This window comes from Vibrio sp. AK197 (assembly GCF_053903115.1).
In genome coordinates this window covers 3002923-3016555 of sequence record NZ_CP096430.1, presented here as the reverse complement: position 1 = coordinate 3016555, position 13633 = coordinate 3002923, and the positions used below count along the sequence as shown (strand labels likewise).

General features: G+C 47.2%; 14 protein-coding genes. 8 read left to right on the top strand and 6 right to left on the bottom strand.

The genetic code is table 11. The features are described from left to right. Positions 1–8 precede the first annotated feature (8 nt). On the bottom strand, positions 9–1388 hold the full coding sequence (locus M1D72_RS21120; RefSeq protein ID WP_390194477.1) for a GntP family permease: 1380 nt from the start codon (positions 1386–1388) through the stop codon (positions 9–11). 155 nt (positions 1389–1543) lie between these two features. On the opposite strand from M1D72_RS21120, the gene M1D72_RS21115 reads away from it, so the two are divergent. Next, complete coding sequence (locus tag M1D72_RS21115) at positions 1544–2068, top strand: gluconokinase (protein WP_390194478.1); 525 nt, start codon at positions 1544–1546, stop codon at positions 2066–2068. Then, the gene (gene edd, locus M1D72_RS21110) at positions 2065–3873 is read left to right on the top strand and encodes a phosphogluconate dehydratase (protein WP_456296431.1); all 1809 of its coding nucleotides are present in this window, start codon (positions 2065–2067) and stop codon (positions 3871–3873) included. The genes M1D72_RS21115 and edd overlap by 4 nt, the downstream gene beginning before the upstream one ends. A gap of 4 nt (positions 3874–3877) precedes the next feature. On the opposite strand, the gene M1D72_RS21105 is transcribed toward edd, so the two are convergent. Next, positions 3878–4876, bottom strand: coding sequence for a LacI family DNA-binding transcriptional regulator (locus tag M1D72_RS21105; protein ID WP_456296430.1), 999 nt, complete (start codon positions 4874–4876; stop codon positions 3878–3880). Between the two features lie 157 nt (positions 4877–5033). Beyond that, the gene (locus M1D72_RS21100; RefSeq protein ID WP_390194493.1) at positions 5034–5900 is read right to left on the bottom strand and encodes a YicC/YloC family endoribonuclease; all 867 of its coding nucleotides are present in this window, start codon (positions 5898–5900) and stop codon (positions 5034–5036) included. A 251-nt stretch (positions 5901–6151) separates the two neighbouring features. Between M1D72_RS21100 and rph the strand changes: the two genes are divergently transcribed. Both rph and pyrE read left to right on the top strand, forming a co-directional pair. Beyond that, positions 6152–6871 carry a ribonuclease PH gene (rph, locus tag M1D72_RS21095; RefSeq protein ID WP_456296429.1) on the top strand — a complete coding sequence of 240 codons (720 nt, stop codon included), beginning with the start codon at positions 6152–6154 and terminating at the stop codon, positions 6869–6871. A 143-nt stretch (positions 6872–7014) separates the two neighbouring features. After that, positions 7015–7656: an orotate phosphoribosyltransferase gene (gene pyrE, locus M1D72_RS21090; RefSeq protein ID WP_456296428.1), complete on the top strand. Its 642-nt coding sequence runs from the start codon at positions 7015–7017 to the stop codon at positions 7654–7656. A gap of 335 nt (positions 7657–7991) precedes the next feature. Here pyrE and M1D72_RS21085 read toward each other — a convergent pair whose 3' ends face one another. The 3 genes from M1D72_RS21085 to coaBC form a co-directional block, all read right to left on the bottom strand. After that, positions 7992–8942, bottom strand: coding sequence for a Kdo(2)-lipid IV(A) acyltransferase (locus tag M1D72_RS21085; protein WP_456296427.1), 951 nt, complete (start codon positions 8940–8942; stop codon positions 7992–7994). A gap of 5 nt (positions 8943–8947) precedes the next feature. Next, positions 8948–9538 (bottom strand): nucleoid occlusion factor SlmA, encoded by a 591-nt coding sequence (slmA, locus tag M1D72_RS21080; RefSeq protein WP_390194497.1) that lies wholly within the window; start codon positions 9536–9538, stop codon positions 8948–8950. Between the two features lie 86 nt (positions 9539–9624). Continuing rightward, positions 9625–10833: a bifunctional phosphopantothenoylcysteine decarboxylase/phosphopantothenate--cysteine ligase CoaBC gene (coaBC, locus tag M1D72_RS21075; protein ID WP_456296426.1), complete on the bottom strand. Its 1209-nt coding sequence runs from the start codon at positions 10831–10833 to the stop codon at positions 9625–9627. Between the two features lie 282 nt (positions 10834–11115). Here coaBC and radC point away from each other — a divergent pair, with 282 nt between their 5' ends. The 4 genes from radC to M1D72_RS21055 all read left to right on the top strand — a co-directional run bounded on the left by radC (position 11116) and on the right by M1D72_RS21055 (position 13633). Beyond that, a complete protein-coding gene (gene radC, locus M1D72_RS21070; protein ID WP_456296425.1) occupies positions 11116–11790 on the top strand; it encodes a RadC family protein in 675 nt (224 codons plus the stop codon). Positions 11791–12378: 588 nt separating this feature from the next. Further along, positions 12379–12615, top strand: coding sequence for a 50S ribosomal protein L28 (gene rpmB / locus M1D72_RS21065; protein WP_004728407.1), 237 nt, complete (start codon positions 12379–12381; stop codon positions 12613–12615). Positions 12616–12628: 13 nt separating this feature from the next. After that, a complete protein-coding gene (rpmG, locus tag M1D72_RS21060; protein WP_004728408.1) occupies positions 12629–12796 on the top strand; it encodes a 50S ribosomal protein L33 in 168 nt (55 codons plus the stop codon). 345 nt (positions 12797–13141) lie between these two features. Beyond that, positions 13142–13633 (top strand): hypothetical protein, encoded by a 492-nt coding sequence (locus M1D72_RS21055; protein ID WP_456296424.1) that lies wholly within the window; start codon positions 13142–13144, stop codon positions 13631–13633.

The following is a 13633-nucleotide window of genomic DNA, read 5'->3' as shown; positions in this document are numbered from 1 at the left end:
TTTTTACCTTATAAGAAGATGCTGAGCACGGCGACAATCGTAAAGGCGATCGTGCCAAGCAAGGTTTCCATGACGGTCCACGTTTTCAGTGTGGTCTTTTCATCCATTTCAAGTAGGCGAGATACCAACCAGAAGCCAGAGTCGTTGAAGTGTGAGAGTACGGTGGCACCGCCAGCAATTGCGATCACGATAAAGCACAGATCAAGCTCAGACAGACCAGTGGTCTGTGACACAATTGGCGCCATAAGTGCAGCCGTTGTGGTCAACGCCACGGTCGCTGAACCTTGGGCAACACGTAAACAGGTTGAAATCACAAAGGCCGCTACAATCACTGGCATACCGGTATCGGATAAAGCATCAGCCAGCGCTTGACCAATACCGCTTGAGCGTAATACGCCGCCAAACATTCCCCCTGCGCCAGTCACCAAAATCACCGCACAAATGGGGGCGAGAGAGTCAGTACATAGCTTTTCAAGTTTGCTCATACCGACTTGTTTGCCAAATACACATAGGCTGACCAATAGCGTAATCAAGAGTGCAACCGGGGTTTTACCCAGCATGCGCAATGTTTCAACCCAGGTGGATGAACCATCAACTACGCCGGCGACAGATAAGGTGTTTAGACCGGTATCCATAAAGATCAGAATCACCGGCAGAATTAAAATCATCAGAACGGTGGAGAATTTCGGCAGATCCTTTTTCTCCTTAAACATCACTTCAGTGTTTAAGAACGCTTTGGATAAAGGCAGGTTAAATTTGCTGCCAGAGTATAGGCCAAATAGATAACCGCCAAAGTACCAGGTTGGCATTGCCACCAGTAGACCGACAACCAGCAGCAAGCCTAAGTCCGCGCCCAATAAATCAGACGCTGCGACAGGGCCAGGGTGCGGAGGCACAAAAGCATGCATGACCGCAAATGCGCCGCCAACAGGTAATGCGTATTTGAGTGGTGAGCCACCAAAGCGTTTCGCGACACTGAATAGAATCGGCATCATCACGATAAGCCCTGCATCAAAAAAGATCGGGAAACCAAAGAGCAGTGATGCGACACCGAGTGCAAACGGTGCGCGTTTTTCACCAAAACGATTAATTAATGTATCCGCCAGTACTTTCGCACCACCAGTCACTTCAAGAATTTTGCCGATCATCGCCCCAAGGCCAACCAGCAGCGCCACTGAGGCTAAGGTGCCACCGAAACCGGACATCATTGTTGGCACGACTTGGTCACTGGGAACGCCCGTGGCGATGGCCGTACCTAGGCTGACAAGGGTTAATGATGCAAAGGCGTGTATCTTTAACTTCATGATTAATATCAATAAAGCGACGATTGCACAGGCAGCAATGATCAACAAATGTGTAGGATCAGTAGCGTGGGTAAGTTGTTCCATGTTGTTCACCTTATTTCAGGATAATGTTTGTGTATTAGTTCACAAATCTTCGAGTTACGGGTAACATGTTACTGATAACATCACTAAGATAAAGTCAATTTCGCTAGCAAAGTTAAAAAATGAGATCCAGCTCTTAGTCGCTTTAAGGAGTCTGTATGAGTGGTAGCAGTATTGTCGTAATGGGAGTCAGTGGGTCCGGAAAAAGTACCGTAGGTGCTTTGGTGGCCGCTGAACTTGGCGCAAAATTTATTGATGGGGACGACCTCCATCCGCGCGCCAATATTGAAAAAATGGGTCGTGGTGAACCACTGAATGATGATGACCGCATGCCGTGGCTTGAGCGCATTCGCGATGCGGCATTCAGTTTAGAGCACAAAAACGAACAAGGTGTGATTGTCTGCTCGGCGCTTAAGAAAAGTTACCGTGACCAAATTCGCGATGGGAACCAAGGTGTCAATTTTCTATTCCTTGATGGGGACTTCGATTTAATTGTCGAGCGCATGCGTCAGCGTAAAGGTCACTTTATGAAAGTGAATATGGTGGAAAGCCAATTCGCGACTCTGGAGCGCCCTGATGATAACGAAGTTGACGTGATTAACATCAATATTGACCAAGATATTGATGGCGTCGTGAGTCAAGCGGTTCAAGCGCTGAAACAGCGCCAAGGAGCGCAAGCATGACCACGCAAGCGATTCTGACCATTACTCAGCGTATTATTGAGCGCAGCCAGTCGCTGCGCGCAGCGTTTCTTCAGCGGAGCGAGCAACAAGCGGCGCTCGGGAAAGGGAAAGGATCGCTGTCATGTGGCAATCTGGCGCACGCGATTGCCGCGTGTTCCAACCACGAAAAAGGTCATGTCCTTGATTTAACGCGGGCCAATCTCGCCATCATCACCGCCTACAATGACATGCTCAGTGCGCATCAAGTGTATAAAGACTACCCCGACCATATCAAAGCCACACTCGCACCGCTTGGGCATACTGCGCAAATTGCAGGTGGTGTACCGGCGATGTGTGATGGCGTGACCCAAGGTCAATCGGGTATGGATATGTCGCTGTTTTCAAGGGATTTAATCGCGCAAACAACAGCGCTATCACTCAGCCATAACATGTTTGATGGCACGCTGCTGCTCGGTATTTGTGACAAAATAGCACCTGGACAATTGATGGGCGCGTTAAGTTATGCGCATTTGCCAACCGCATTCATACCAGCCGGACCTATGTCGACAGGCATCAGTAATGATGAAAAAGTCGACGTAAGGCAAAAATACGCCGCCGGTGAGCTTGGGCGTGAGGCGCTATTGGATATGGAGTGCCGCTCTTATCATTCCCCGGGCACTTGCACCTTTTACGGTACGGCCAATACCAATCAATTGGTGTTTGAAGCAATGGGGTTGATGCTGCCCGGTTCTGCGTTTGTCCATCCAGACAGTCGATTACGCCAGGCTCTGACTGAAAAAATCACGGTTGATGTTGCGGCAATGGCGCCAGGGTCACCAAACTATCGCCCTTTGAGTCAAGTGGTGACCGAAAAAAGTTTGGTCAACGGTTTAGTCGCTCTGCTGGCTTCTGGTGGCAGCACCAACCATTCGATTCATTTGGTGGCTTTAGCGCGCGCAGCGGGAATTGAACTGACTTGGCAAGATATCAGTGATTTATCCGATCATGTACCTCTTCTCGCCAATGTTTATCCTAATGGCAGTGCCGACATCAACCAATTTGAAGCCGCTGGTGGTGTACCAATGCTGATGACTCGCCTTCATGAGCGAGGGTTACTGCATAGCGATGTGACGCCAGTCAGTGGTGAATTCGCGGATATGCTAAAGCGTCCACAGTTAATTGACGGTCGACTTGAGTGGATTGAAAGTGAGCAGACGTTGGACTCAAGTGTAATTGCTGCACGCGGTGAGAGCTTTCAGGTTACTGGTGGTCTAAAGGTACTGAACGGCAACTTAGGCCGCGCGGTGATCAAAGTATCAGCGGTGAAAAGTGAACATCGCCTGGTTGAGGCGCCGGCAAAAGTCTTTCATTCTCAGCATGATGTCGAGCGCGCCTACCAAGCCGGATTACTGAATCAGGATTGTGTGGTGGTTGTGCGCTATACCGGGCCGGCCGCCAATGGTATGCCGGAGTTACACAAACTGATGCCGATTTTAGGGAACCTGCAAAAATCCGGTTTTCATGTGGCGTTAGTCACTGACGGACGGCTTTCTGGTGCATCTGGCAAGATCCCTGCCGCTATTCATGTTTCACCAGAAGCGCTACATGGCGGCGCTATTGGTTTGATTCAAAATGACGATATGATTCGCGTTGATGCTGTCTCCGGTACACTGGAATGCCTTGCCGACCTAACTGGGCGTCAAATTGAACACCCAGATTGCGAACTAGCCCAGCAAGATTGGGGACGCGAACTATTTGGGTTGATGCGTCAGAATGTGAGCCGTGCGGATCAAGGGGCCAGCTACCTGTTTGGTCAATCAATTTAACGATTTACAGTGTCTGTCCTTGAGTTAATTGGTAACCTAAATCGTAAACCTTTTGCTCAGGGACAGTGCCCGTTAGTACATCAAGTAGCAGCTCGGCACTTTTCTGGCCGATTTCAAATCGCGGCGTCTCGACACTGGTCAGTTTAGGAATAATGGCTTGACCAATATCCAACGCGTTGTAGCCAACAACACTGATCTGTTTTGGAATTGCAATTTGATGATGTGAGCAGTACATCATCGCACCGATCGCGATATCGTCGTTGGTACAAAAAATACCGTCGAGATTCGGATATTGCGTTAAGGCTTGCTCAAGCAGTTCGCCGCCCATAGTAAAACTGGAATGTTGCTTGGTTGTAATGTGCTTCGACTCAAGCCCTGCAGCCTGCATGGCGCGATCATACCCTTGCATCCTTAATTGGGTTCGCGTATCCAAACGTGCCCCCAGATAAGCCACATTGGTTTTTCCAGCAGCAATCATCTTAGAGACGACTTCAAAGGCGGTCTGCTCGTGATCTAAACCGACGGCCATATCGATAGGTTCGCTGGGCAATTCCATGGTTTCCACCACAGGTATTCCCGCTTGTTTGAGCATTTGCAGTGTGCGTGGTGTATGATTGGTTTCAGTAAGAATCAGTCCATCCACTTGATAGGAAAGCAGCGCTGCAATTTTATCCTCTTCTTCGGCTTGGTTGTAGCCAGTATGAGCAATCAAGGTGTCGTAGCCGTGGGCTTTGGTCACTTGTTCAATCCCTTGAACCAAATTAGCAAACACTTGATTCGAGAGCGAAGGCAGAATAATGCCAATGGCTTTACTCGATGATTTCGAGAGCATCGCAGGCACGCGATTTTGAATGTAACCAAGCTCTTCCACCACGGCAGCGATTTTTTGTTGAGTAGCTTGAGCGACGGAGCTTGGATCACGCATATAGCGAGAGACAGTCATTTTGGTAATGCCAACTCGATCTGCGATATCTTGCAAGGTTGGACGAGATTTTCTTTGCATAAGAGCCTTGAACTGACGACATAATGTTACGGTAACATTAGACCTCAGACTCGATACCCAGCGCAAGTCTAATCGCCGTCAAAGCCGTCCCTTAGCGAAAAAACTGACAATAAAAAACCCCGCCAAAGCGAGGTTTCATTAATAAACATTCATCCACTTATTCAATATTCTGGATCTGCTCGCGCATTTGTTCAATCAACACTTTAAGCTCGACGCCAGAGGCGGTGATATCGGCGGAGATCGACTTAGAAGCCAAGGTGTTAGACTCACGATTGAACTCTTGCATCATAAAGTCTAAACGGCGTCCGCAAGCGCCGCCTTTATTCAAAATATTACGCGTTTCTTTGACGTGTGAATCAAGGCGATCTAACTCTTCAGCGACGTCTGATTTCTGCGCGAGAAGAATCAGCTCTTGTTCTACTCGCGTTGAGTCGAGCTCAATTTTTGCGTCTTCAAATTTGGTGGTTAGGCGTTCACGCTGCCACTCTAGAATTTCTGGCATGCGAGCACGTACTTTCACCACTTCTTGGTTGATTGACTCAAGACGCGCTTCAATCAGCGCTTTCATGTTGTCGCCTTCGCGGCCACGAGCTTCGATAAATTCACTCAGTGCATCATCAAATGCGGTCAGAAGGTCTTTATTAATTGTGTCGAGGTCTTGCTCTGAGCTTTCCATCACTCCTGGCCATTGCATGACTTGGAATGGATTGATGCGGCTTAGCTCGCCGGTCATGCTCATGACTTGATTGGCGGCTTTAATGACTTGCTCAGCAAGAGGCGCGTTGATTGACAGTTCGGTATTGGCCGCTGGGTTGGCTTCAAAGCGCAAGCTACATTCAACCTTACCGCGAGCCAGACGTTTGCGAAAACGTTCACGCAATACCGGCTCAATGCCGCGAAATTGCTCCGGCAGACGAAAGTACGTTTCTAGGTAACGTTGGTTGACCGAGCGGATTTCCCAGATAGCGCTACCCCATTCGCTTTTGACTTCTTTGCGCGCGTATGCGGTCATACTGTAAATCATTGTGTGTCCTTGTTCTCACTGAGAATGTGAATTGAAATCTGGGCTTATAGTAACATACAAACCTAGCACTAGGGCAAAGGCGATTGATGAGACTGGGAGTCATGTTGTGTCATCTTGGTGTCACAGGTTGGTCAGCGGATTGGAGCTTAGGGCTATAGAAAGGAAGCGGCTATGGGCTAGGCACTGCAAGCCACTTCCTATATAATGCGCAACCAATTCCAATTGTCGCACTCGACCAGAAGGTAAAGCCCATGCGTCCAAACGACCGCGAGGCGGATCAAGTTCGCCCTATCAAAATCACCCGTCATTACACTGCTTATGCTGAAGGCTCTGTATTGGTGGAGTTTGGCAATACCAAAGTATTGTGCAATGCCTCTGTTGAAGAAAACGTGCCGCGTTGGCTTAAAGGCCAAGGTAAAGGCTGGGTGACGGCGGAATATGGCATGCTTCCTCGTGCGACGCATACACGTAATCGTCGTGAAGCATCCAGCGGAAAGCAAGGTGGGCGCACGCTTGAAATCCAGCGTTTGATTGCTCGTAGCCTACGTGCGGTTGTGGATCTTGAAGCCATGCCAGACCTGATGATCACAGTGGACTGTGATGTGATTCAAGCGGATGGCGGTACGCGTACTGCGTCAATCACTGGCGCAAGTGTTGCGATGGCCGATGCTTTCAATCAATTAGTGGCGCAAGGCAAGTTGAAAGCCAATCCGATGAAAGGACATGTAGCCGCAGTCTCTGTTGGTATTCTGGGTGACGACATTCTATGTGACTTAGAATACGTCGAAGATTCAGCCGCTGATACCGATATGAACGTTGTGATGACCGAAGACGGTCGAATGATTGAAGTCCAAGGCACGGCTGAAGGCGAACCGTTTACCCACGAAGAGCTGATGGACTTATTGTCGGTGGCGAGAAAAGGCATTGCCGATATCGTTGAAGTGCAGAAGTCGGCATTAGAAAGTGAATGATCGAATAGCTCCCAGTTAGGGGGCTATTTTTTTGTCTCGGTCTCGCAAAGCCGGGCAGAATAAGCAAGGTAATAGCAGGGAGTGTGCTGTTATCAGCAGTAATAACGTCGTTTTGTGATAATGAGTAATAAAGAGAGAAAGTGATGAAAGCATACCAGCGTGAATTTATTGAGTTTGCACTTGAGAAAGGGGTTCTTAAGTTTGGTGAGTTTACTTTAAAATCAGGGCGCAAGAGCCCGTATTTTTTTAACGCTGGCCTGTTTAACACTGGACGCGATTTAGCAAGGCTAGGCCGCTTTTACGCGTCAGCCCTTGCCGATTCTGGCATTAAGTTTGATGTTCTGTTTGGCCCTGCCTATAAAGGGATTCCAATCGCAACCACCACGGCGGTTGCTCTTGCCGACCGTCATGATATCGACACGCCTTACTGTTTTAACCGCAAAGAGGCGAAAGATCACGGTGAAGGCGGCAATTTGGTGGGGAGCGCGCTTGAGGGGCGCATTATGCTGGTGGATGACGTGATTACCGCAGGAACTGCGATCCGTGAATCGATGGAGATCATCAAAAATAACGGCGCGGATTTAGCGGGTGTATTGGTTGCGATTGACCGCCAAGAGAAAGGTAAGGGTGAGTTGTCTGCGATTCAAGAAGTGGAGCGAGACTTTAATTGCTCGGTGATCTCGATTGTCAGTCTTGGTGATTTAATTACTTACCTGGAACAAAGTGGCGGCGCCGATGAGCATCTTGCCGCAGTTAAAGCGTATCGTGAGCAGTATGGGATTTAATGACCTTTAGCAATATCGCTTAGCGGTCGTAAGTTGTCGCCCTGACTCGATTCAAGATTTTACTAAATAGTCTGATAGATGCTGATTTAGATTCTGAATCTGCGCTTCGCTGGTTCAGAATGACGAGAGATATGTATAAGTCATGGCCAATTGAAAAATCGCTTAGCGGTCGTAAGTGGTCACTTTGAACTCGATTCAGGGTCTCAGACTAAATAGTGTGATAGGGGATGACTTTAGATTCTGAATCTGCGCTTCGCGGGTCTAGAATGACGAGAGATATCTTTCAGTCATGACTAATCGAAAAAAGAGCCCAATGGGCTCTTTTTAGTAATGGATTATTTGTAGCGTACACCTTTTGGTGAGGTTTCATCTTCCATAGTCTTGAAGCGTTTATGCAGCCACATCCACTGTTCTGGAGCGCGAAGAATTAACTGTTCGACGTATTGGTTCATGTATGCGGCGGCCGCTTTTTCGTCTTTTTGTGGATAGTCGACCTCTATCGACTGATTGGCAATGATTTCATATTTGCCGTCTTCATTGCGAAACCCAGAGCCTGGAACAATGGCGCATTTACTGGTGTAAGCCAGAATACTGGTACCAGTCGTTGTGCAGGCATCAGGCACAGCAAAAAATGGCACAAAAACAGACTTATTACGTCCATAATCATGATCAGGCAGATAAAACAGACGCTCGCCTTGGCGTAGCACACGAATCATTTGTTTTAAATCTTTGCGGTCAATCAGGATGTTACCATCATGGCTGCGTCCCCAATGCTGAATCAGATTATAAACTTCATTATCGTGAGGGCGGAACGCCCCATACCCACCTACGCCTAATACCGCCAAAGCACGAGCGGTAATTTCGAGGTTAAGGGCATGCACGCAGCACAGTAATACGCCTTTGCCGTTGGCATCATGTTGACGAAGGAGCTCGGTATCTTTATCGATGATCAATCGCTTAAAGCGCCATGTTGGCCAAAACCAAGTAATGCCCGTTTCAATCAACGCCATGCCCGTATTTTTGAAGTTTTCTTCGACAAAGCGTGCGCGTTCACTCTCCGACATCTCAGGAAAGGCGAGCTCTAAATTACGGTTGGCGACTTTAACGCGAGATTTTCCAAAGCGCATTGCAAATTTACCCACGCCGCGGCCAGTTTTTAGCAGCAGGGCGTAAGGCAAAATATTCACAAATAAGGCCAGAAAACCAAATCCAAGCCACACCCCCCAATGACGAGGATGAAGCATCGAAAAGCGAAACTCAGGGGCAGCGTATTTACTTTTACTCATAGTGATTACTTGATTTGAGCGCTCAGCAATGCCCAGTACTCATCAAAGTTTTCCGTTGGTTGATATTTGAAATCAGAGCGTACAAAGCGGTTAAGACTGCCCTCAACTTGACCCAGTAATTGGGCAGCAAGGATATGTTCATCAACAGGAAAGGCTTTATTCTCACGCAGCCTACGCTCTCTTAAAATTTGACGCAGTGAGGTCTCAATGCGTTCAAAAAGCTGGTTGATTCTCTCACGAAGTCGTTCATTTTCAAACATTAGAGCATGTCCGGAGAGAATGCGTGTTAGCCCTGGGTTACGCTCGGAAAACGCCAAAATCAACTGTAATACTAAACGAATTCGCGTCAGGGTATCTTTCTCTTCATCAAAAATGCGATTGATGCGTGACATCAGCGATTCCTCGATGAATTCGATTAAGCCTTCGAACATACGCGCTTTACTTGGGAAATGACGATAAAGCGCTGCTTCAGACACTCCCACTTGTTTAGCCAGTTTCGCCGTGGTGATGCGAGAGGCGCCTTCCGCAGACTCCAGCATTTCTGCTAATGCTTGCAGAATCTCTTCACGACGATTTGATTTTTTTGTACCGACCATGACCTTTCCCTTTTACATTACAACACACGGCCCTCCTTCAAGCGAAGGACCGAGTAATAGACGATAAATTGACTCAAATGAAATGGTTAATTTGTACTTAGCTTTTGTGAAATCAGTAATAAAATTTGTTGTGCGATTTCATCTTTAGAAGCCAGTGTAAGTGATTGCTCACCTTGCTCCCAGTATACGGTGATCATATTGTCGTTGCTATTAAAGCCTTGACCTTCAACCGAGACATCGTTAGCACAAATCATATCCAGCTGTTTGTTTCTCAGTTTACTTTTAGCGTAGCGCGCCACATCTTGGGTCTCAGCAGCAAAGCCAACCGTAAATGGGCGCTGCGAGTTTAACGCCGCCACTGAGGCTACTATATCGGGGTTTTTGACCATGGTCAGCGTCATACTGTCGCTATCATTGGTTTTTTTGATCTTCTGCTCAGCAACCTCTTCAGGGCGATAATCCGCCACGGCCGCACAGCCAATAAACACATCATGCTGCGTGGCATGATGCATCGCTTGTTGATGCATTTGCTCTGCACTTTCAACATTGACTCGCGTCACACCAACAGGTGTGGCTAGGGCTACGGGGCCACTGATCAGGGTCACATCGGCGCCTAAACGCTTAGCCTGCTGGGCTAAAGCAAAGCCCATTTTGCCCGAGCTGTGATTGCTGATATAGCGTACAGGATCAATCGCTTCGCGAGTTGGCCCTGCGGTAATGGCGATTGACTTCCCCGCCAGAGGCTTGGGGCCAAAGTAGTCTTCACAATGTCTGACAAGCTCCATGGGCTCGAGCATGCGCCCTGGCCCAACATCACCACATGCTTGTTCGCCGGCGCCAGGCCCCCAAATCATCATTCCTCGACGAGCAAGGGTTTCAACGTTCTCTTGGGTTGCGGCATTGCGATACATTTTCTGGTTCATGGCTGGAGAAACGGCAATAGGCGCATCGGTCGCTAAGACCAAGGTACTGAGTAGGTCGTTGCCCATGCCCGCTGCTACTCGTGCAATTAAATCGGCGGTCGCTGGCGCTAAAAGCACTAAATCTGCCCATTTCGCTGACTCAATATGACTCATCGACGCTTCGGCGCTTGGGTCAAGTAAGCTATCTGCTACTGGGCGACCAGATACTGCTTGCATTGTTAATGGGGTAATGAATTCCTTTGCTGCGCTGGTCATAACCACTTGAACTTGTGCTCCTCGCTCAATAAGGCGACGGGTTAGCTCTGCACATTTATAGGCAGCAATGCCGCCACTGATTCCGAGTAAGATCTTTTTTCCGGCTAATGTTTGCATGTGTGCTCTCCAAATTGCTGAATGGATTTTACCACAAACACAAAGCGTGTTTTGAGCATGATGATTGTCAGCCGCGCTTTTTTCCTCATAAAAGCAGGAAGATATCTGGCGTGTAGTCAAGTTCGTTCAAATTAATGCAGTATGGCGCTGAATTTCTGATGGTAATTCTACATACCGATTGCAGTTAATTTATGACTGCGGCGAAGAATCTTCGTATCGCACTCGACATTTAAAACAAAACGCGTGGAATAAGCGCACCATGATGCAATCGAGCGTAATTAAATGGCGATAAAACATTTACCCAGTGAGTCGATGCCAAGGGAAAAGCTACTGGCTCGCGGTCCTAGCGCATTAAGTGATGCTGAGCTGCTGGCTATCTTCTTACGCACGGGGACGCCTGGGATGCATGTGTTAGATCTCGCGGATCAGCTGCTAAAACAAGCGGGCTCATTACGTGGGCTATTGTCGGCTTCTAAAGCTGATTTTTGTCGGCATAAAGGGTTGGGAGAAGCCAAATATGTTCAGCTGCAAGCTGTACTGGAAATGACTCAGCGCTACTTACTCGAAACATTGCATCGTGGTGAAGCGCTGACCAGCCCGCAGCAGACCAAACTCTATTTGTCGAGTATTTTACGTGACCGTCAGCGAGAAGCTTTTTACTTACTCTATCTCGATAATCAGCATCGTGTGATTCATGATGAAATCTTATTTGAAGGTACGCTAGATGCGGCGTCAGTGTACCCCAGGGAAGTGGTGAAGCGTGCACTAGAGCATAACTGCGCAGCGGTGATTCTTGCTCACAATCACCCCTCAGGGGTTGCCGAACCCAGTCAAGCCGATAGGCGTATTACACGGCGAATTAGTGACGCGTTGGCGCTGGTAGACATTCGCGTACTTGATCATTTTGTCGTTGGAGATGGAGACGTCGTCTCTTTTGCGGAACGAGGCTGGATATAAGAAGGTAAAAAAATTTATTTTTAAGGATTGAGTGAGAATATTTTTTAGCCAAACCGAATACGATATCTTGTGATTTATTTTTGAGCATATTTTTACTCATCTCAGCATTTTTTAGCTCAAAAAGACAAAATAAATTTGGTTTTTATCGGCCGGATAATTGGTTTGTGGTATAGCTTGGATTAAGTATAAATTTACGATTTTATTTTCATTAAAATCATAAACTTAATTTTTTAGTGTTAGTGGGTTTATATCAAGGGTTTTCGAGACCTTGTATAGCTTCAACTACCGAGGATATGAGCTTATTACGTTCGTAGTGACATTTTAGTTGTTCACAGCCCGAATTCTGATACAATCCTCCGACATTTTTTAACTTATAATCAGCTCCGGTTAAAAAAAGATCTCGAATTTCGAGAAAAAGGATCTGTGCGGGTCTTGAGCAATGCTAGTCAAGTTAGTATAATGCGCGACCTTTGATAGCCTTGTATGGATTTTCCATAACGGTTTTAAACCTCTATTTTATTCATTAGCAATAGAGAGGTTCGGCCACCAAGGTTGATATCGAGCTGAAACGATTTGGAGAAGACATTCATGTCCCGAGTATGCCAAGTAACTGGTAAGCGTCCAGTAACGGGTAACAACCGTTCACACGCACGAAATGCTACTAAGCGTCGTTTTCTGCCGAACCTACAAACTCATCGTTTCTGGGTAGAGAGCGAAAAACGTTTTGTTAAACTACGTCTAACTGCTAAAGGCATGCGTATTATTGATAAGAAAGGCATCGATGCTGTTCTTGTTGATATCCGTGCACGTGGCGAAAACGTTTAAGAGGAATTAAACAATGGCTAAAGGCATTCGTGAGAAAATCCGTCTAGTATCTTCTGCAGGTACTGGTCACTTCTACACAACTGACAAGAACAAACGCAACATGCCAGGCAAATTTGAGATCAAAAAGTTTGATCCAGTAGTTCGCCAGCACGTTGTATACAAAGAAGCAAAAATCAAGTAATTGATTGCGACTCTTTGCAGCTTGTATAAAACCCAACTTTCGAGTTGGGTTTTTTATTGCCTATAAATCCTCATCGATACTTCCTCGTTCTCACCCGTTTTTCGAATCTTGGTGATTCCGCTTTCCTGAACTGCCCATTCCGTCTTCCTGAACTTGAGCATTTTGTCATCCTGAACTCGATTCAGGATCTAAAGCCACTAAGTTAAGATTCTGAATCTGCGCTTCGCTGGTTCAGAATAACGAATGGCTTTATCCATTAGTGTTTGATACCAATATGCTTTGCTGACTAGCGCGATAAATCGCAATTTCATATACTGCATAAGCCCAATTTATTAAGGACTATGTATGCGTGTGTCTCCCGCTCGCCGTCGACGCTGGAATAACATTCTTATTCTATGCATCATCGGTTTTATTGCGTTGATCAATCTGCCGTCATTGATCAAAAGCTATTTATTGGAGCCTCCTGCAACCCCTTACCCAGCGGTACTTATTAATGACGCTACCTTAACAGCTTTGCACTTTAATTATGGCGTTCTAGAGCTGCGTGATGGCGAGTGGGAAGCGAATTTTACAGTCAAAGATAGTGCGCCCCAGCTAGCTCAGCGATGGCAAACCCTCGTTGGAACTCCTGTCGATGAAGAGACTTTTGAGCAGCTTGAGCCAAATCTAAAGGGCCCACAATCGATAGAAGCATGGTATCGAGATCGAGAAGAGCCACAGCGAATTACGATTTATCGCAGTCCACAATTTTGGCTGATGAAGAACGATCAGCAGCGTTGGGTTGCGGTAACTGCAGAGCGAACAGATTTGTTCCCTCCTATACCTAAACAACAATAA

Bases quoted from the DNA above. Each gene is read 5' to 3' on its own strand.
- M1D72_RS21105 (WP_456296430.1), bottom strand. From the start codon at position 4,876: ATGCAAAGAAAATCTCGTCCAACCTTGCAAGATATCGCAGATCGAGTT.
- M1D72_RS21115 (WP_390194478.1), top strand. From the start codon at position 1,544: ATGAGTGGTAGCAGTATTGTCGTAATGGGAGTCAGTGGGTCCGGAAAA.
- M1D72_RS21055 (WP_456296424.1), top strand. From the start codon at position 13,142: ATGCGTGTGTCTCCCGCTCGCCGTCGACGCTGGAATAACATTCTTATT.
- rpmG (WP_004728408.1), top strand. From the start codon at position 12,629: ATGGCTAAAGGCATTCGTGAGAAAATCCGTCTAGTATCTTCTGCAGGT.
- rpmB (WP_004728407.1), top strand. From the start codon at position 12,379: ATGTCCCGAGTATGCCAAGTAACTGGTAAGCGTCCAGTAACGGGTAAC.
- rph (WP_456296429.1), top strand. From the start codon at position 6,152: ATGCGTCCAAACGACCGCGAGGCGGATCAAGTTCGCCCTATCAAAATC.
- radC (WP_456296425.1), top strand. From the start codon at position 11,116: ATGGCGATAAAACATTTACCCAGTGAGTCGATGCCAAGGGAAAAGCTA.
- pyrE (WP_456296428.1), top strand. From the start codon at position 7,015: ATGAAAGCATACCAGCGTGAATTTATTGAGTTTGCACTTGAGAAAGGG.
- M1D72_RS21100 (WP_390194493.1), bottom strand. From the start codon at position 5,900: ATGATTTACAGTATGACCGCATACGCGCGCAAAGAAGTCAAAAGCGAA.
- M1D72_RS21085 (WP_456296427.1), bottom strand. From the start codon at position 8,942: ATGAGTAAAAGTAAATACGCTGCCCCTGAGTTTCGCTTTTCGATGCTT.
- M1D72_RS21120 (WP_390194477.1), bottom strand. From the start codon at position 1,388: ATGGAACAACTTACCCACGCTACTGATCCTACACATTTGTTGATCATT.
- coaBC (WP_456296426.1), bottom strand. From the start codon at position 10,833: ATGCAAACATTAGCCGGAAAAAAGATCTTACTCGGAATCAGTGGCGGC.
- edd (WP_456296431.1), top strand. From the start codon at position 2,065: ATGACCACGCAAGCGATTCTGACCATTACTCAGCGTATTATTGAGCGC.
- slmA (WP_390194497.1), bottom strand. From the start codon at position 9,538: ATGGTCGGTACAAAAAAATCAAATCGTCGTGAAGAGATTCTGCAAGCA.